This window comes from Lacihabitans lacunae, assembly GCF_042649125.1.
GTDB classification, from domain to species: Bacteria; Bacteroidota; Bacteroidia; order Cytophagales; family Spirosomataceae; genus Leadbetterella; species Leadbetterella lacunae.
In genome coordinates, this window is the sequence record NZ_JBHRYQ010000001.1 from 3,546,992 (window position 1) to 3,564,596 (window position 17,605).

The following is a 17,605-nucleotide window of genomic DNA, read 5'->3' on the forward strand; positions in this document are numbered from 1 at the left end:
AGTGCAAAAAATTAAAAACGTATCCTATTAACCATTATGAAGAAAATTAATGTTTTTATGATTATTCAATGGCTTATCTTTATGCCATTGATTTTGCCATTAGGTATCATTACAGGTGCTTTTGAAGGTGTCAAAAAGATTTTTAACCAAGCAGCATCTGATATTTTAGAAGACAAAGAGGCTATTGTTTAATGAAAATAGCCTAAGTTCTCTACTTTAATATCCTCTGGCTCTAGTGATAAGAATTCCTCCCAAAATGAGGTCTCTGGAACTGGTGCCTTACATACAATCGGTTCTTTCTTTACTGGGTGTTGAAAATAAACTCTTCTTGCATGAAGATTTATAGATGCATCTGTGTTTGCTCTTATCGAACCATACTTCACATCTCCTTTTATTGGGCAACCAATAGCTGCCAATTGCACCCTAATTTGGTGAGGTCTTCCGGTTATAGGATTCACCTCAATCAAGTGATATTTGTTTATATTCCCTAAGTATCTGTAGTTTAATTCCGCTTTTAGCGAGCCTTCCACTTCATGGTCATACGCCGTCACAAAATTTCTATCAGTATCTTTTATAAGCCAATTGGTAAGTCTACCTGCTTTCTTTTCAGGTTTGCGGTGGCATATTGCCCAATATGTTTTTTGAATGTCACGTTTTCTAAACATTTCATTCATTCTAGTTAATGCTTTTGATGTTTTTGCAAAAATTACCAAACCACTAACCGGCCTGTCTAATCTATGGATAGTGCCAAGGAATACATCGCCTGGTTTATCGTATTTTTCTTTAATGTATTCTTTTACGTAATCTTCCAAGGTTTTGTCTCTCGTGATATCCGAGTGTACGAGCACTCCAGAGGCTTTGTTTACCACAATAAGGTGGTTGTCTTCATAAATGACGTGAAATGGCTTTATATGTTTCATATGATGTTAACGCAAATTTAGAATTTTAAGTTTTAGGTCAAAAAGCCCGTTGATATTTTTTGAAGTGCAACTGCACGTGTTTCACTATCCGAGGCTATATAGTCTTCTAGTGAAGGAGATTTTATAAATGATGATTTGACCATGCAGTGTGCAATCAAATCAGATATTTCTAAGAAACTGATTTTATCTTTTAAGAAAGCATCTACCGCTATTTCGTTTGCGGCATTAATAATACAGGCCATGTTGCCGCCTTTTCTTAGGGCTTCATATGCAAACGACAGGTTTTTGAATGTATCCAAATCAGGTTTTTCAAAAGTTAAGTTTGGGTAATTTATAAAGTCAAACCTCGGGAAGTCAGATTTTATTCTTTTAGGGAAGCCCAAAGCATATTGAATCGGTAGCTTCATGTCGGGTAGACCTAGCTGTGCTTTTATGCTACCATCTTCAAATTGTACCAACGAATGTACAATACTCTGTGGGTGAACCACCACGTCTATTTGCTCGGGCTTTACGTCAAACAGCCATTTTGCTTCAATAACCTCAAGTCCCTTATTCATTAGGGTGGCCGAATCAATGGTGATTTTGGCACCCATATCCCAGTTGGGGTGTTTTAGGGCTTGCTCTTTTTTTACTGTTTGTAAAAAATCTTTTGTTTTTCCTCTAAATGGACCTCCAGAAGCAGTAAGTATTATTTTTTCTATTGGGTTTACATATTCTCCAACAAGGCATTGAAAAATAGCCGAATGCTCAGAGTCTACAGGTAATATGTCTACTTTGTTTTCAATGGCCAGCTTGGTGATTATCTCGCCTGCTACCACAAGGGTTTCTTTGTTAGCCAATGCAATATGTTTTCCAGCTTTAATGGCATTTACTGTAGGTATTAAGCCCGCATATCCAACAAGTGCAGTTAACACAATGTGTATGTTTTCGTTTTCTACTACAGAGGCCAATGCCTTAGGTCCACAATATACTTTTATGTCTAATGGGTCAAGGGCAAGATTAACTTTGTCATACAAGCTCTCGTCGCCTATAACAACGGTGTTTGGTTTATATTTTACAGCTTGAGCTATCAAAAGGTCGGCATTGCTTTGAGCCGTAAGTATCTCTACCTCAAAAAGGTCGGGATTGCTTGAGATAACTTCTAATGCTTGGGTGCCTATAGATCCGGTAGATCCAAGTATGGCTATGTTTTTTTTCATTTATTCTAAATTGTCTACCACTAACATGGTACAAAATTAGTCCTTATTTGGTGAAACTCCTTAAAAATGGGCGAATCCTTATTTTTTAAAGTCTTGCAATACTATAACCCAGTTAGAAGAAGTGTATTTGTCATAAAATGTGTGAATAGCTTCATAGCCACTTTTTGAATGAGCTTTTAGCGAACGAGGATTGTTTTCGTTGATATCTGTAATAGAAAAATCGTATCTGTCTTTTAGTTCTTCTTTAAAAAAATCATAAAGTTTTGATACCAAGCCTATACCTCTGTACTCTTTTGCAACACAGAGTTGACCTACGAAAATGTATGCATAAGAAGGAATGGGTTTTTCATTATAAAATAAACTATCCACGGTTTCAAATAAACCATCAAAAATAGGCATTCCTGCCCCAGCTTCTTTTACCATTGCTATGGCGTAGCCTACAACTTTGTCGTTTTCTACAGCAATGATTGCATTTTCAAAATCATTTATATGTTTTAGCTGATCAAATGTATGTTCGGCCGTAACAAATCCCTGAGTTTCAATTTCTTCTTGACTCAAGTTTTTTTTCAAATTCAGTTTTTGTAAATCTAAGATTTGTTGAATTTGCTTATCCGTTTTTGCTCTTTCTAGTGTTATCATATCTATAATAAAAAAACCACCCTTACGAAAGTAAGGATGGCTATCTTTAAAACAAAAACAAATCAATTAATATCTATACATTTCAGATTTAAATGGACCTGCTTGGTCTACTCCGATGTAATCTGCTTGTTCTTTAGATAAAATATCTAATTTAGCTCCCACGTGTGCTAAGTGGAAAGCGGCTACTTTTTCATCTAATTTTTTAGGAAGTACATATACTTGCTTCTCATAAGCAGCAGTGTTGTTCCAAAGTTCTAACTGAGCCAATGTTTGGTTTGAGAACGAACAAGACATCACGAATGAAGGGTGCCCCATTGCACAACCTAAGTTAACCAATCGTCCTTCAGCAAGTATAATGATATCTTTGCCTTCTACCGTATACATGTCAACTTGTGGCTTGATAATGTTTTTAGACGCACCGTAGTTTTTGTTTAACCAAGCCATGTCAATTTCGTTATCGAAGTGGCCAATATTACAAACAATAGCCTTATCTCTCATTTTTAAGAAATGCTCGCTTCTGATGATATTGTAGTTACCAGTGGCAGTTACAAAAATCTGAGCTCTTGGTACTGCCTCTTCCATAGTTACAACTTCATATCCATCCATAGCAGCTTGAAGTGCACATATTGGATCTATTTCGGTAACCAATACTCTACAGCCTGCTCCTTTTAGAGATTCAGCAGAACCTTTACCTACGTCACCGTAACCTGCTACCACTGCTACTTTACCAGCAAGCATAAGGTCGGTCGCTCTTCTGATAGCATCAACTAATGACTCTTTACAGCCATATTTGTTATCAAACTTAGATTTTGTTACAGAGTCATTTACATTGATAGCGGGCAATAATAAGGTGCCATTTTTCATCCTTTCGTAAAGTCTATGAACACCTGTAGTAGTTTCTTCAGATAGTCCTTTGATACCCGCAACTAAGTCAGGATATACATCAAAAACCATGTTTGTCAAATCACCACCATCATCTAATATAAGGTTAAGTGGTTGTTGCTCTTCTCCGAAGAATAAAGTTTGCTCAATACACCAGTCAAACTCTTCAGCCGTCATGCCTTTCCAAGCATAAACCTGAATTCCAGCTGCTGCGATAGCTGCTGCTGCGTGATCTTGTGTAGAGAATATATTACATGAAGACCAAGTAACTTCTGCTCCAAGTTCTACCAAAGTTTCGATTAAAACAGCAGTTTGGATAGTCATGTGAAGACAACCTGCTATTCTAGCACCTTTTAATGGTTTAGATGGACCATATTCTTTTCTGATTTCCATCAAGCCTGGCATTTCAGCTTCTGCTAATTGGATTTCTTTGCGACCCCAATCGGCCAAAGCGATATCCTTTACTTTGTAAGGAAGGTATGTTTTTTCGTTTTTCATAAAAGAGATTTTATCTATAAATACTTTTGTATTTGTTGCTATTATCTAATATTAGCACAAAAATAATGCAAAATATCTAAAAAATAAAATAAATTTAGATTAATTGACTATTAATTAATCAATTTTTAGAGAATTTATCATTCTGACCTTATATTTTGTCTTTATCTAACCACTTTTCATGGTATTTGGGTTTGAATGCCTCCATTTTGCTAAATAGGCCATCTATCGTAGAGTCAACCAATAATAACGACCTATTTTCGGGTCTTAGGAAACCTTCTTCTACCATTTTGTCAAGTTGGAGAATCAGATAATCATAAAATCCATTAATATTCAGGATTCCAACTGGTTTAGCATGTAAGCCCAACTGTGCCCAAGAAAGTATCTCAAAAATTTCATCCATGCTTCCATATCCACCAGGCAGTGTGATAATACCCTCACACTTTTCTTCCATAAGGGCTTTGCGTTGGTGCATGGTATCTACCTTAACTACTTCAGTAAGGTTTGGGTTTCCGACTTCCATCTTGTCCAAAAAGTTCGGGATTATGCCTGTTACCTCTCCGCCGTTTTCCATAACGGTAGTAGAAACAACTCCCATTAAACCCAAGCTGCCACCTCCGTATATTAAGCGGGCTTTTCTTTTTACAAGCTCAAGTCCAAGTAAAACTGCTGTTTCTTTATAAATGTCTTTGTTTCCTGGATTTGCTCCACAATACACGAGTACTGATTTCATTTATTCTATTTTTTGTTTAATTATTCGTCCCAAAGATTTGCAATCGTATAGTCGGAGCCCTCTAAGCACCAAAAATCTCCTTTTATATATCTGTAGTGTTTGTCTAGTGCATTCATGGTTTCCATGTCTTCCGATTCTAAGACGATGTTTGCGGCAGCAAGGTTTTCAGATAGTCTGCCCGGGTTTACAGATTTTGGTACTACAGATGTACCTCTGTTAACTGCCCAAGCTAAAATCATTTGTGCGGCAGAAATTCCATTTTTTTCGGCCAATGCCAATATTGTTTCGTTTGTAAAAAGCTTTGGCTCGTCAGCTTGAATTCTAATAGCAGGTCTATCTGACGAACCCAATGGAGAATATCCCGTTAAGAAAATGCCATTTTGATCTGCATATTCCTTTAGTTTTTTCTGCTGCAAAAACGGGTGCATTTCTATTTGATTCACTTCTGGTTTTACAGAAGTTTCAGCTATTAATCCCTCTATTTTTTTTATACTAAAATTAGATACGCCGATGTGTCTACTTAGGTTATTTTCTTTTAAGCCAATTAAGCCTTCCCAAGTTTTAGAAAGCGGAATATCATTTAAGCTAACTAACTCAGCACCCGAAGATGGAAAATCTACTTCGTCGACTATAGCTACCGGCCAATGTATTAGATATAGGTCAAGGTAATCTAAACAGAGGTTTTTGAGTGTAACATTAAATGCTGGCAAAACTTGCTCAGGTCTGTGGCGGTTATTCCAAAGTTTAGAGGTTATCCAAAGGTCTTCTCTTTTTACTTCATTGTTTTTTAAAACATCAGATAAAGCCTGACCAATTTCAGCTTCGTTTCCGTATAAGTGGGCACAGTCAAAATGTCGGTATCCAAGTTCTACTGCTTTTCTGACAGCCTTGTAAACTTCGCCAGGTGAAGACTTCCAAGTTCCTAGGCCAATTGCTGGCATATTATCGTTGTTTTCAAACGTAAGATGTTTCATGAAAATAAAGTTTTTGTTTTTATTGAATTCCAATTTGTTACAAAAATAACTTTTGAACATCTTAAATCATGTGTTTTTTAGAAAAAGAAAAATGGAAGTTATTCTAGCAAGGGAAATTATGATAAAGAAAAAGGATAAATAGCTTATATTTTTTTCGTAAGTTGATATCTTAAAAGCCCTAAAGACTATAAACTTCAAAGATGATAAAAATTCAAAATGACGCCGTAATCGCAGGTTTTTTTATTGTGATTCTTTACTTTTTGTTTAGTAAATCAGAAAGTAAAAACAAATATTGGAAAGCCATTTTTGGTTTTGTACCTGCTTTGTTGTTTTGTTATATCATACCCGGCTTTCTGAACTCTTTCGGTATTATAGATGGTGAGGCTTCGGGCCTTTATCAGTTTTCTACAAAGCTCTTACTTCCTGCGGCTTTAATTCTTTTGACTTCTACTGCCGACTTAAAAGCCATTTTAGGATTAGGCCAAAAGGCGTTAATTATATTTTTTGCGGGTTCTATAGGTATTGTTTTAGGTGGGCCAATCGCACTAAAAATCGTTAGTGGGTCGTCTAGTAGTTTTCAGTTGGCTTCACAAACCGAAGGATACTGGAAAGGGTTGGTGACCATTACGGGTAGTTGGATAGGAGGGAGCAGTAGCCAATTGGCTTTAAAAGAGATATACGGTTGTTCCGAAGAGCTATTTGTTATAATATTGGTGATAGATGCACTTGTTGCCAATATTTGGACTGCGATATTGTTCTATGGAGCTGGCATAACGGATAAAATAGATAGGTGGTTAAAAGCAGACACTACTTCTATAGAAGAGGTAAAGGCGAATATTTTAAAATATAAAGAGACAAAAGACAAGCCAGCGGACCTAAAAGACATTACTAAAATACTGGCTGTAGGATTTGGAGGTACGGCCGTTGCACATGTTTTGAGTAGTTATATTTCAGATACATTACTTCCACACAAAGCGTGGATGCTGGACCATGGACTTGAGCCGTTTAATTCTCAGTTTTTATGGTTGGTTTTGATTTCTACTACTATCGGAATTGGGTTATCTTTTACTAAAATTCGAAAGTTAGAAAAACTTGGGAGTACTGACTTTGCTACTCTTTTTATATATTTTCTCATTATGACCATAGGGATGCGACTTGACCTATTTTCTATTGGTGCTAACCTTGGCTTGTTGGCCGTTGTGGTTTTGTGGATGCTTATTCACGTTGTCGTTATGTTAATTGTGGCAAGAGTTATTCGGGCTCCATTCTTTTTTGTTGCAGTCGGGAGTCAAGCAAACATTGGCGGAGTAGCCACTGCACCTGCTGTTGCATCGGCTTTTCATCCTTCTTTGGCTCCAGTTGGTGTGTTGTTGGCAGTTTTAAGTCATGTAATTGGTACATATGCGGGCATTCTATCCGCTTGGCTCATGAATTTTGTTTAATCCTTAAAAATATTTTATTCTATAAAGCTCTATTTAATAGTTAGATACCCTTTTGTTTTGAGTTTATTTCAAAGTTTTTTTGTAATTGCAAAAATCTTTCTTATCTTTGCAGTCCAATATCGCGGGATGGAGCAGTTGGCAGCTCGTCGGGCTCATAACCCGAAGGTCACAGGTTCGAGTCCTGTTCCCGCTACTATCAGGAGGTCCTTTGACCTCCTTTTTTTTTGACCAAAATTCTCGTATATTTCTAAAGTCATTTAATCTAAACTTTTATTCTGTAGCCTATTTCTAATTAGAATTAATTATTGGGTCTTATTTTTTTCTCAAAATCAAGATATTAGATTTAGAAAAGCACAAATGATTTTTTTAATTTTATGACAAAATTATTCCAAACCATACTTTAATGGTCTGAAAATTGTATTTGAATTTCAAACTTTGTGTTTGGGTCAAAGTATTAAAAAAAACATCTTCATTAATAGAAATTAAGACTTTGTCAATTTGGACAAAGAATAAAATATGAAAGAACACAAAGCAGGGTTTATTAGCATAGTAGGTAAGCCAAATGTAGGGAAGTCTACACTAATGAATCAGTTAGTAGGAGAGAAGCTTTCTATTATTACCTCCAAGGCCCAAACCACCAGGCATCGTATAATGGGTATAGTAAATGGCGAAACCGAAGATTCGGAGTTTCAGTTAATTTATAGTGATACGCCTGGAATAATAAAACCTCAGTACGAGTTGCACTCAGCCATGATGGAGTTTGTACATGGTTCGCTTGAAGACGCTGACGTGGTTTTGTTTGTAACGGATATTTATGAAAAATACGATGAAGAAGATGTAATTCAGAAACTTCAAAAAACACAAAGTCCTATTATTCTCATCATTAATAAAATGGACTTGGCAACCCCAGAGATAATAGAAGAAAAAATCACACACTGGAAAGCTGTTTTGAATCCGGCTCACATAATGACGATTTCGGCTTTGCAGAATATCGGAATCGAAGGTTTGTTGGAGCAGGTTATTAAGTTGATGCCCGTGCATCCTCCTTATTTCCCTAAAGATGAGTTAACGGATAAACCAGAGCGATTTTTTGCAGCAGAAATAATAAGAGAAAAAATATTCTTAAATTACAAAAAAGAAGTTCCGTATAGCTGTGAGGTTGTGGTAACTGCTTTTAAAGAATCAGATGATATAATTCGAGTTTCGAGCGAGATTTATGTAGAACGAGACACTCAAAGAGCGATACTTTTGGGCCACAAAGGTGAAAGAATCAAGAAAGTAGGTACGGAAGCAAGACTAGAAATGGAACAGTTTTTTGGTAAAAAAATATTTTTAGAACAGTATATTAAAGTCGAGCAAGACTGGCGTCAAAAGCGTATTAAACTTGATCGATTTGGTTATTAAATAAAACACAGTATATGAAAATTGAAAAAAATCATCAGAAAGATGAAGTCTTTGAATCAATTGCTGAATTTATAGCAAAAGAGGGTTTTGAGGTTGTTTCTTCCGACCAAACACGTCCATGGGGAGGCTTTTTTGTTATTAACGAAAGCCAAGCACCTAGCTTCATTGAGCGTTTTTTCTCACATTTGAGCTTAGAGGACTTTGCTGGATTTGAAAAACTTAGCCCAAAAATATTGGTGGTTGCTCCTCAAAAAAGACTTTCTTGGCAATACCATCACCGTAGAGCGGAAATATGGAAGCTAATTGGTGGCGTAGCCGGAGTTGTTATTTCTGATACAGATGAAGAAACGATTCCTTTGCCTTTGGAGATTGGGCAAGTGATAAACCTAAAATGTGGCGAAAGACACAGGTTGTTGGGTGCAGACGGTTGGGGAGTTGTAGCCGAAATATGGCAACATACTGACAAGAACAATCCTTCAAATGAAGATGATATAGTTAGAGTACAAGATGATTTTGGAAGATAAAAATATGGGGAGTCAATTTTGGCTCCCATTTTTTTAAAACCTCTGACTTTCCAAAAAACTTTGTAGGATAATTACCGCACTAATTTTATCTATATTTCCTTTTACTTGTCTGTCCTTCTTTTTCATTCCTGAGTCTATCATAGACCTGACCGCCATTTTGGAGGTAAATCTTTCGTCGTGAAAGTGTACTTTTATAGCAGGAAACTTTAGTTTTAATATCTCAGCAAACTGTTTAACTTCAGCTGTAGAATCTGTATCGTTTGAGTTTAGATCTACTGGAAGCCCCAACACGATAGCCTCGGTTTCTTCCTTTTTAAAATAATCTTCTAAGTAAGACATCAAATTTACTGTTAGCACGGTTTCTAATGCGGTAGCTATTATCTTCAAAGGGTCAGTAACTGCCAATCCTGTTCTTTTTTTACCATAATCTATAGCGAGTACTCGTGGCATAATTCTTTGTTTGTTTTTCCAAAGTTAATACATACAACTATGCATTACTAATCAGCAGACTTGGATATTTTTGCTTATCTTTATGATTGATTAAATATACCAAACATTGCAATTTTCAGATTTTAATTTCAGCGATAGACTTAACGATGGCCTTTATGATATGGGTTTTGACAAACCAACCCCTATCCAAGAAATGGCTATTCCTGTAATCCAAGCTGGGAAAGACCTTATAGCGTGTGCCCAAACGGGTACGGGTAAAACGGCAGCTTTCGTTTTGCCAATCTTAAATAAGTTAGCTACTTCAGAAAACAATCAACTAAATACGCTGATATTGGCTCCTACAAGAGAGTTAGCGATGCAAATTGACCAACAGATAGAGGGCTTCTCGTATTATTTGGGGGTTAGTTCAATTCCAGTATACGGTGGAGGTAGCGGAGAAACGTTTTTGACTCAAAAAAGAGCCCTAGAAATGGGAGCAGAAATAGTAATTGCCACTCCTGGTAGGTTAATTGCGTTGCTCAGCTCAGGAAAAATCGACTTCAAAAACCTCAAACACTTGATTTTGGATGAAGCAGACAGAATGCTTGATATGGGTTTCTTTGATGATATTGTGCATATCATAAGTCATATTCCTACAGATAGACAAACAATTTTGTTTTCGGCTACAATGCCTCCCAACATTAGGAAATTGGCACAGAAAATTATGCTCAACCCTGAAAGCATAAACATTGCTACATCTAAACCCGCAGAAGGAATAGACCAGAAAGTACTTTTGGTAAATGAAGAAGACAAGTTTAAAACCTTAGTTGAGATTTTAAAGCCCAATACATACGAGTCGGTTATTGTTTTTGTGGGAACCAAAGATTCTGCAAAAAAGTTAGAGCGTAAACTGCAGGATAGGCGAATTTTGGTAAAGTCATTCCATTCTGACTTAGAACAAGAAGAGCGTATTGAGCTTATAAACGACTTTAAAAGTAAACGAGTAAATGTACTAGTAGGAACCGATATACTTTCAAGAGGGATTGATATAGATGGCATAGAGCTTGTGATTAATTACGATTTGCCATCAAACCCCGAAGACTTTATACACAGAATTGGTCGTACGGCCCGTGGTGATAAAAAAGGTACCGCAATAGCCATTGTTAGCCAAACTGACCGAAGGAAGCTAGCTAGGGTTGAAAAGCTTATCGACCGTAAAATATTTGCAGAAAACTTAACTGGAAAAGAACTTACAGCGGTTGTCAGTAAAGATAATGGTCCTTATAAGAAAAAGAAATTTTTTAAGAAAAAACCAAAAAGTGGGCCGCCAAGTGGCCCAAAGGCTTAACCAACTATTATGGTAGTCAAATCGTTTAAATACGTATTGGCTATTTGTTTTATTTGTTCAGCATCAACTTTCCTTATTTCAGGGATAAGGTTATCATAGAAATCAAGCGGAAGGCCTTCATAAATGATGGCCTTTTGTTTGTCCATTAGGTCAAAAACTGTGTTTGTGCCCCCCAAAATAGACCCTGACATGTAGTTTTTCACGATAGAAAGCTCATCGGCGTCTACATTTGTATTTTTAAGAATATCTATTTCTTTTTGAATTTCTTCAATTGCAACCGCTACATTTTCTTTGTTAACGTCTGTGCCGATCAAAAAATACCCCGTACCTGCCAAAGGCACTTGTTGAGACGATATACCGTAGGTTAAGCCTTTTTCTTCCCTAATGTTTTTCATTAGTCTACTTCCAAAATACCCTCCAAGAAGTGTACTCATGACCATAAAGCCATAAAAATCTGGGTGGTTGCGGTTAAAAGTAACTTTGCCAATACGGATGGAGCTTTGTAGGCTACCCTCTTTTTCTATTTTTTGATATTGAGGAGCTTGTAAGCTTGGTAAGCCAAAGGTTCTTTCTGTACTTAATATTGGTGCTTGACCAAAGGTCTCATTGAGCTGTTTAATCTGCTCTTGATCAAACTTGCCACTTAAAAATATTTTAAAGGGCGACTTTAATATAAAGTCATTATAAAACTTAGTTAATCCATTTTTGTCAATTGCATCTATCTCTTCAGCATCCATTGATTTTCCGAAAGAATGCTCATTTCCAAACAACGCTTTTTTAATGACAGAAGACGCCACAAACGCTGTTTTCTCATTGTTGACTAGATAGGTTTGCTTGCTTATGTTTTTTTGGATTGTGAGCTCTTCTTCAGGAATAGTAGATTCGTAAATTAGGCTTTTTAAAGTGGTCAAATATTTATCAAAATGAACCTGTAAACCATGGAGTACAATTTGTAGACGTTCGTGATTTTGGTTTACTTCCAAAAAGCCGCCAAAGTTATCTAGCTTTTCCGCTATTTGGGCTGCGGTTAACTTTTCTGTACCAGCAGTTAGCATTTTAGATAAGAAGTAGGCGTCAGCATATTTTTCGCCAAATACCGACCCCGCATCATAAACTATCTCAAGTCTAAAGACTTCGAGGTTTGGGTTTGGCAATAAGTAAAGTTGAATGTTATTGTTTAGATTAACCTTTTCTGCTTTAGGTATTTTAATGGTTATCTCTTCTGAGATTTTTGGGCCTATACTTCTGTCCATTGATGCGGTTCTGCTAATTAATTATTTGGGCTTAAAAAAAGACAAAAAAAAAGCCTTATCAAAATGATAAGGCCAAATTTCTTTAAGAAACGAGTTCTTATTTAGCAGCTTCAACAGCAGTAGCAGCTGAATCAACAACAACAGCAGCTGAATCCATAACTGCAGAAGCAGTTGAATCAACAACAGCAGCAGTTTCTTCTACAGCCTCTGTAGCCTCTTCAGTAGCTGAAGTACATGAAGCGAAAGAAATCATTGAAGCTACGAATAAAAATCCTAATACTTTTTTCATTTGTTTGTTTGTTTATTTGTTTTAAAGACAATACAAACTTAAAGGGTTTTTAAGAACTGGCAATGAATTTCTTAAAAAAAACTTAAAGAAATCTTTAAAAACTTGATTTAATGCAACGTTTGTTCGGAATAATCACAAAGTACTTAAAAATATTCACTTTTTAACCTTAAAATTCACCTTCGTGTTTTTAAGAATTGCCTAAATCTTAAAGGATTCCTTTAAGAAGCTGAGGAGCTATTCCTAACAATATAGTTAATACTGTACTCAATATTAAGGTATATTTAGTAGCGGCAGAAAGCTCTATCTCACCTTCGTGAACGGACTTATTGCTAAAGCTTGCCCTTACAGGTTTGAAATAGTAATAAATAGATACAGCCGACATTATAACTGCAAATACCAATAACCATAAGAAGCCTTTCGAGGCGGCATCGTTAAAGACAAAGAACTTGCCCCAAAAACCTGAAGTTAGTGGAATACCAGAAAGAGATAGCATAGATACCATAAGAACTACCGCCAGTAAAGGACTTTTTTTGAATAGGCCGTTGAATACTTCGATGTTTTCGTTTGGTCTTCCATTCTCTAAATGAGAACCCGATACTATTAAAAGCACTCCAAACGCAGTAACCGTTGCCAATGCATAACTAGCACTGTAAAAACCAAGGCTAGATGCAGAGTTGGCTCCAAGGCCAATTATACTAAAGAGCATAAAGCCTGCTTGCGAAACAGATGAGAATGCTAACATTCTTTTAAAGCTATTTTGAAATACCGCTGTTACGTTGCCAATTAGTAAACTCAAGATTATGGCTCCCACAATAATATTTACCCATAGGTCATATTCAAAACTAAATGCAGTACTAAACAATCTGTAGATGGCAAAGAAGCCTGCAGTTTTTACTATAGTTGCCATGTAGGCTGTAAAAAGAGTAGGAGCACCTTGATAAACATCAGCAGTCCAAAAGTGGAAAGGAGCAGCTGAAACTTTAAATAAAAGACCTATTAAAACGAAAAGAATACTAATATAGAAGAATATTTTACCTTCAAATTTAGCTCCAGCAAGGTTTATGGTACTGTGTATATTAAATGAGCCCGATGCTCCGTAATACATTGCTATTCCGAATAATAAAATACCTGTGGCAAATGACCCCATTAAAAAATACTTAATGGCCGCTTCATTTCCTCGTAAATTTCTTTTGTCGCTTCCTGTCAACACATACAAGCCCAAAGAAAGGATTTCTAGGCCAACAAATAACATCAATAGGTTTTGGAAACTTACCATTATTAAAGCCCCTACCAAAGTTAGTTGAATGATTGCAAAATATTCAGCTGGGTGTGAATCAAGATCAGAAAATAAGCCAAAACCCAAGCCTAATATTAATGCCGCAGATATTATCAATATGCTTTGAACTATAATAAGATGGTTTGAGATTTCAAGCATTTCGCTGAAATATAAACCAGGTGCATTCCAATCTAAAAAATTTAGACCTAGGCCTACTATTAAAAACAATATAGAAAGAGGTAATATCAAGGCCCTGTTTTTAAGAAATCCTAAAAACAATGTTAGAAGGCCAGTTATTGATAAAAATATTATCGGATACATATATTAAACTTTTTTTCTTCTTTCAAAGAATTACAAATTTGTTCTATTTTGTGATATTGCTGAGAGCATTCGCAAATGGCTCACTGATTTCTAAAATTAAACTTGGGAAAAGCCCAGTTACCAAAACTACTATGGCTATTGGTACCAAAACCCACATTTCGGTTGAGGTAAGGTCAGCTATTTGTTCGTTTTTGGCATTTAAATCTCCAAATATAGTTTTTTGGAAAAACCTTAACATATACACTGCTCCTAAGATTATGCTTAATCCAGCCACTATTCCTAATATATTATTAAAGTCAAATATAGATTTTAGCATCAAAAACTCTCCAATGAAACCATTGGTTAATGGTAGTGCCACACTCCCCAATAAAATTATCATAAACATCACGGCAAGTTTCGGGGCTTTTTGGCTTAGTCCACCCAATGCACTCAATTCTCTTAAGCCTGTTCTGTCAGCAATCAATTTTGCTATATAAAATAAACCGACAACGTTAAATCCGTGAGCAACCATTTGAAAAATGGCACCTTGAATTCCTTCTACTGATGCAGTCATTACTGCTGCCGCCATGATTCCCATGTGAGCAAATGACGAATAAGCTATCAGGCGTTTCATGCTGTCTTGCTGAATGGCAATGATAGAACCATATATCAAACCAATGATTCCTAAAACGGAAACCATTAGTGCATAGCTTTCCAAAGCAAAAGGAGAGAAAGGAACAAGGATTCTTAATAATCCGAAAACCCCCATTTTAGATAATAGACCAGACAAAAGCATCGTGGCTGGTGTTGGCGATTTAGAATATGCATCTGGCTGCCATGTATGTAATGGAAATACAGGCATTTTGATCATAAAGGCAATTAAGAATGCCCAGAAAGCGAAGTATTGGATAACTTTCGGCACTAGGCTGATTGTTACTTTTATAGATTCTATGTCAGAAGATTGCCCTCTCATATACAGGACAATGAAAGCAACCAACATCAATAAGCTACCAAAAATGGTATAAACCAACATTTTGAAAGTAACTTTAGAGGCGTCTTTTCCACCCCAAAAGTTCGCGATGATATAGACGGGAATTAGTGCTAGTTCAAAAAAGAAGTAGAAAACAAATATGTCTTTTGCCGCAAAAACACCAAAAAGAGCAGACTGAGTTAATAAAATAAGTCCAATAAGTTTTGATTTATTCTCATACTCAAAGCTTTTTAGCGAATACATAATAATAGGAACCAAAGTAGCGGTTAAGCCCATCATTACGGCCCCTAGTCCATCCCAACCAATGTGGAAATTAATGTTTAAGCTTGGTAGCCACGCAGCTTTCAAGTCTAAGTTAGCAACTTGCCCCGCGTTATATTGTATAAAACCGGCAATATATACAAAAGCGATTAATAAGGTAAAGCCAGTTCCTATGTTTACAATTTTAGAACTCTCCTGTTTTGAATTTAACAAAAAAGCAGATCCCAATAGTAAAGGAATTAAAATAAGTAAAAGCGTAATCATATTTTCCTCTTAAAATAAATTTAAATTATTTTGCTACGGCTTTTAGTGCCTCAAAAAGATGAGGAACAAAACCAAATACTAAAATTAAGATTATACCCGCTGTTAAAAACAGTAGATAATTTGCGGTTCCACCTACCTGAATTCTTCTAATTAATCCACTTGAAGCTTCTACACCCGTGCCTACACCGTTTACAACTCCATCTAATATTTTAGTGTCAAAAATATTCCCCAAAAACTTAGATAACGCCGTGATTGGGTTAACAAATAGCTTTTGATAAAACTCGTCGATGTAATATTTGTCGTAAACTAATTTAGTAATACCCGTAATTTGCGAATCCTCTTCAGGTACATTTTGACCTTTTCCGTATCTAACAAAAGCTAGTAATATAGCCAAGGCCGCTACTAATACAGAAACTCCCATTAATGTATATTCGGTGTTATGATCTAAATGTAAAGCACCGAAGTGTTGGTTTACGGTTCTTGACCCATCGTAAATTGGATTTAAGAAATCGTTTAGACTATGGGGCAAATGGAATATTTCGGGGAATCCAATAAAACCGCCGATTGCCGAAAGTATAGCCAAAACCATCAATGGAATAGTCATGGTAGAAGGCGACTCATGCAAATGGTGCTCTTGTTCTTTGGTACCTCTAAACTCACCTTTGAAGGTTAAAAAGAATAGCCTAAACATATAAAAGGCTGTCATAAACGAACCTAATAGTGCTAATGCCCACATAGCCTTGTTATGTTCAAAAACATGTGCTAGTATTTCGTCTTTAGAGAAGAAACCTGCGAAAGGAGGAATACCACTGATGGCAATAGTTCCTATTAAGAAGGTGATGGCCGTTATTTTTATTTTAGGCCAAAGTCCGCCCATTTTTCTAATGTCTTGTTCGTCGCTCATAGCGTGAATTACGCTTCCAGCAGCTAAGAATAACAATGCCTTGAAAAATGCGTGTGTAATTACATGAAACAAACCTGACGAATACGACATTACACCTAAGCCTAAAAACATATAACCCAGCTGACTCACTGTAGAGTAAGCCAATACTTTTTTGATATCGTTTTGGAACAAGCCAATGGACGCTCCCAATAGTGCTGTAGCTACACCTATCCAAGCTACAAACTCAAGCGTAACTGGTGAAAGTGTATAGAGTATGTTTGATCTTACAATCATGTAAATCCCCGAAGTTACCATGGTGGCGGCGTGTATCAAGGCTGAAACAGGAGTAGGACCCGCCATGGCATCTGGCAACCAAGTAAAAAGTGGAATCTGTGCTGACTTACCCATTGCACCTATAAACAAGGCAAAAGTGATTAAAACCACGTCGGGGTCGCCAATTGAAAGTGATTTAGCTTTTTCAAAAATCTCAAGGTATTCTAAAGTTCCAAATTTTTGGAATAGAAGAAAGATTCCAATTAAGAAACCTAAGTCACCTATGCGGTTCATCACAAAGGCTTTTCTGGCAGCGTCTCCAAAAGAAACATTTTTATTCCAGAAACCAATAAGCAAAAACGAACAAAGACCTACGCCTTCCCATCCGATAAACATCATCAGGTAGTTTGCTCCCAATACTAATATTAGCATCGAAAACAAAAACAAGTTTAGGTAAGCGAAGAATTTACCGTATCCTTCGTCGTGGCTCATGTATCCAGCCGAATAAAGGTGGATGAGTGTTCCCACGCCCGTAATCACAAACAACATGATAAGCGAGAGCTGATCCACTTGAAAGGCGAAACTTACTTTAACAGAGCCTACAGAAAACCACTCAAATAGAGAAACTATTATTGGGTCTGAAGTTTGGATGAACTGAAAATAGGTTGCGACTACACACAAAAATGAAAGAAGTGAAGCTCCAGTACCTATAACTGGTACAAGGCTTTTAGATATTTTTCTAAAACCTAAGCCGTTTATCAAAAAACCGATAAGTGGAATTAGGGGTATTAGAGGAATTAATGACATGTTATTTAAAATTGAATTA

Annotated in this window: 17 protein-coding genes and 1 tRNA gene; 6 read left to right on the plus strand and 12 right to left on the minus strand. The window is 36.4% G+C overall.

The window, feature by feature from the left end; genetic code table 11:
• Positions 1 to 36 precede the first annotated feature (36 nt).
• Positions 37 to 192, plus strand: a complete 156-nt coding sequence (locus ACFOOI_RS15300; protein WP_379838886.1) for a hypothetical protein — start codon at positions 37 to 39, stop codon at positions 190 to 192.
• On the opposite strand, the gene ACFOOI_RS15305 is transcribed toward ACFOOI_RS15300, so the two are convergent.
• The 6 genes from ACFOOI_RS15305 to ACFOOI_RS15330 form a co-directional block, all read right to left on the minus strand.
• The gene (locus ACFOOI_RS15305; RefSeq protein WP_379838887.1) at positions 189 to 920 is read right to left on the minus strand and encodes an RluA family pseudouridine synthase; all 732 of its coding nucleotides are present in this window, start codon (positions 918 to 920) and stop codon (positions 189 to 191) included. The genes ACFOOI_RS15300 and ACFOOI_RS15305 overlap by 4 nt on opposite strands.
• A gap of 32 nt (positions 921 to 952) precedes the next feature.
• Positions 953 to 2,119: a 1-deoxy-D-xylulose-5-phosphate reductoisomerase gene (locus ACFOOI_RS15310; RefSeq protein WP_379838888.1), complete on the minus strand. Its 1,167-nt coding sequence runs from the start codon at positions 2,117 to 2,119 to the stop codon at positions 953 to 955.
• A gap of 78 nt (positions 2,120 to 2,197) precedes the next feature.
• Positions 2,198 to 2,758 (minus strand): GNAT family N-acetyltransferase, encoded by a 561-nt coding sequence (locus ACFOOI_RS15315; protein ID WP_379838889.1) that lies wholly within the window; start codon positions 2,756 to 2,758, stop codon positions 2,198 to 2,200.
• A gap of 66 nt (positions 2,759 to 2,824) precedes the next feature.
• Positions 2,825 to 4,138: an adenosylhomocysteinase gene (ahcY, locus tag ACFOOI_RS15320; protein ID WP_379838891.1), complete on the minus strand. Its 1,314-nt coding sequence runs from the start codon at positions 4,136 to 4,138 to the stop codon at positions 2,825 to 2,827.
• 148 nt (positions 4,139 to 4,286) lie between these two features.
• Complete coding sequence (locus ACFOOI_RS15325; protein ID WP_379838892.1) at positions 4,287 to 4,868, minus strand: LOG family protein; 582 nt, start codon at positions 4,866 to 4,868, stop codon at positions 4,287 to 4,289.
• A gap of 20 nt (positions 4,869 to 4,888) precedes the next feature.
• A complete protein-coding gene (locus tag ACFOOI_RS15330; RefSeq protein ID WP_379838893.1) occupies positions 4,889 to 5,842 on the minus strand; it encodes an aldo/keto reductase in 954 nt (317 codons plus the stop codon).
• A 200-nt stretch (positions 5,843 to 6,042) separates the two neighbouring features.
• Between ACFOOI_RS15330 and ACFOOI_RS15335 the strand changes: the two genes are divergently transcribed.
• The 4 genes from ACFOOI_RS15335 to ACFOOI_RS15350 all read left to right on the plus strand — a co-directional run bounded on the left by ACFOOI_RS15335 (position 6,043) and on the right by ACFOOI_RS15350 (position 9,212).
• On the plus strand, positions 6,043 to 7,284 hold the full coding sequence (locus tag ACFOOI_RS15335) for a DUF819 family protein (RefSeq protein WP_379838894.1): 1,242 nt from the start codon (positions 6,043 to 6,045) through the stop codon (positions 7,282 to 7,284).
• A 120-nt stretch (positions 7,285 to 7,404) separates the two neighbouring features.
• Positions 7,405 to 7,477, plus strand: a tRNA-Met gene (locus ACFOOI_RS15340).
• Between the two features lie 323 nt (positions 7,478 to 7,800).
• Entirely contained in the window at positions 7,801 to 8,688 is an 888-nt protein-coding gene (era, locus tag ACFOOI_RS15345) for a GTPase Era (RefSeq protein ID WP_379838895.1), read from the plus strand.
• A 14-nt stretch (positions 8,689 to 8,702) separates the two neighbouring features.
• Entirely contained in the window at positions 8,703 to 9,212 is a 510-nt protein-coding gene (locus ACFOOI_RS15350) for a phosphoheptose isomerase (RefSeq protein ID WP_379838896.1), read from the plus strand.
• Positions 9,213 to 9,245: 33 nt separating this feature from the next.
• Here the strand turns inward: ACFOOI_RS15350 and ruvX are convergent, their stop codons facing one another.
• Positions 9,246 to 9,662: a Holliday junction resolvase RuvX gene (gene ruvX, locus ACFOOI_RS15355; RefSeq protein ID WP_379838897.1), complete on the minus strand. Its 417-nt coding sequence runs from the start codon at positions 9,660 to 9,662 to the stop codon at positions 9,246 to 9,248.
• A 106-nt stretch (positions 9,663 to 9,768) separates the two neighbouring features.
• Here ruvX and ACFOOI_RS15360 point away from each other — a divergent pair, with 106 nt between their 5' ends.
• Entirely contained in the window at positions 9,769 to 10,989 is a 1,221-nt protein-coding gene (locus ACFOOI_RS15360; RefSeq protein WP_379838898.1) for a DEAD/DEAH box helicase, read from the plus strand.
• On the opposite strand, the gene ACFOOI_RS15365 is transcribed toward ACFOOI_RS15360, so the two are convergent.
• From ACFOOI_RS15365 to nuoL, 5 genes are all read right to left on the minus strand, one after another.
• Positions 10,986 to 12,242 carry a M16 family metallopeptidase gene (locus ACFOOI_RS15365; RefSeq protein ID WP_379838899.1) on the minus strand — a complete coding sequence of 419 codons (1,257 nt, stop codon included), beginning with the start codon at positions 12,240 to 12,242 and terminating at the stop codon, positions 10,986 to 10,988. The genes ACFOOI_RS15360 and ACFOOI_RS15365 overlap by 4 nt on opposite strands.
• Positions 12,243 to 12,339: 97 nt before the next feature.
• Positions 12,340 to 12,531 carry a hypothetical protein gene (locus ACFOOI_RS15370; protein ID WP_379838900.1) on the minus strand — a complete coding sequence of 64 codons (192 nt, stop codon included), beginning with the start codon at positions 12,529 to 12,531 and terminating at the stop codon, positions 12,340 to 12,342.
• A 205-nt stretch (positions 12,532 to 12,736) separates the two neighbouring features.
• The gene (locus ACFOOI_RS15375; protein WP_379838901.1) at positions 12,737 to 14,128 is read right to left on the minus strand and encodes an NADH-quinone oxidoreductase subunit N; all 1,392 of its coding nucleotides are present in this window, start codon (positions 14,126 to 14,128) and stop codon (positions 12,737 to 12,739) included.
• A gap of 43 nt (positions 14,129 to 14,171) precedes the next feature.
• Complete coding sequence (locus ACFOOI_RS15380; RefSeq protein WP_379838902.1) at positions 14,172 to 15,623, minus strand: complex I subunit 4 family protein; 1,452 nt, start codon at positions 15,621 to 15,623, stop codon at positions 14,172 to 14,174.
• A gap of 25 nt (positions 15,624 to 15,648) precedes the next feature.
• The gene (nuoL, locus tag ACFOOI_RS15385) at positions 15,649 to 17,586 is read right to left on the minus strand and encodes an NADH-quinone oxidoreductase subunit L (protein WP_379838903.1); all 1,938 of its coding nucleotides are present in this window, start codon (positions 17,584 to 17,586) and stop codon (positions 15,649 to 15,651) included.
• Positions 17,587 to 17,605: the final 19 nt, after the last annotated feature.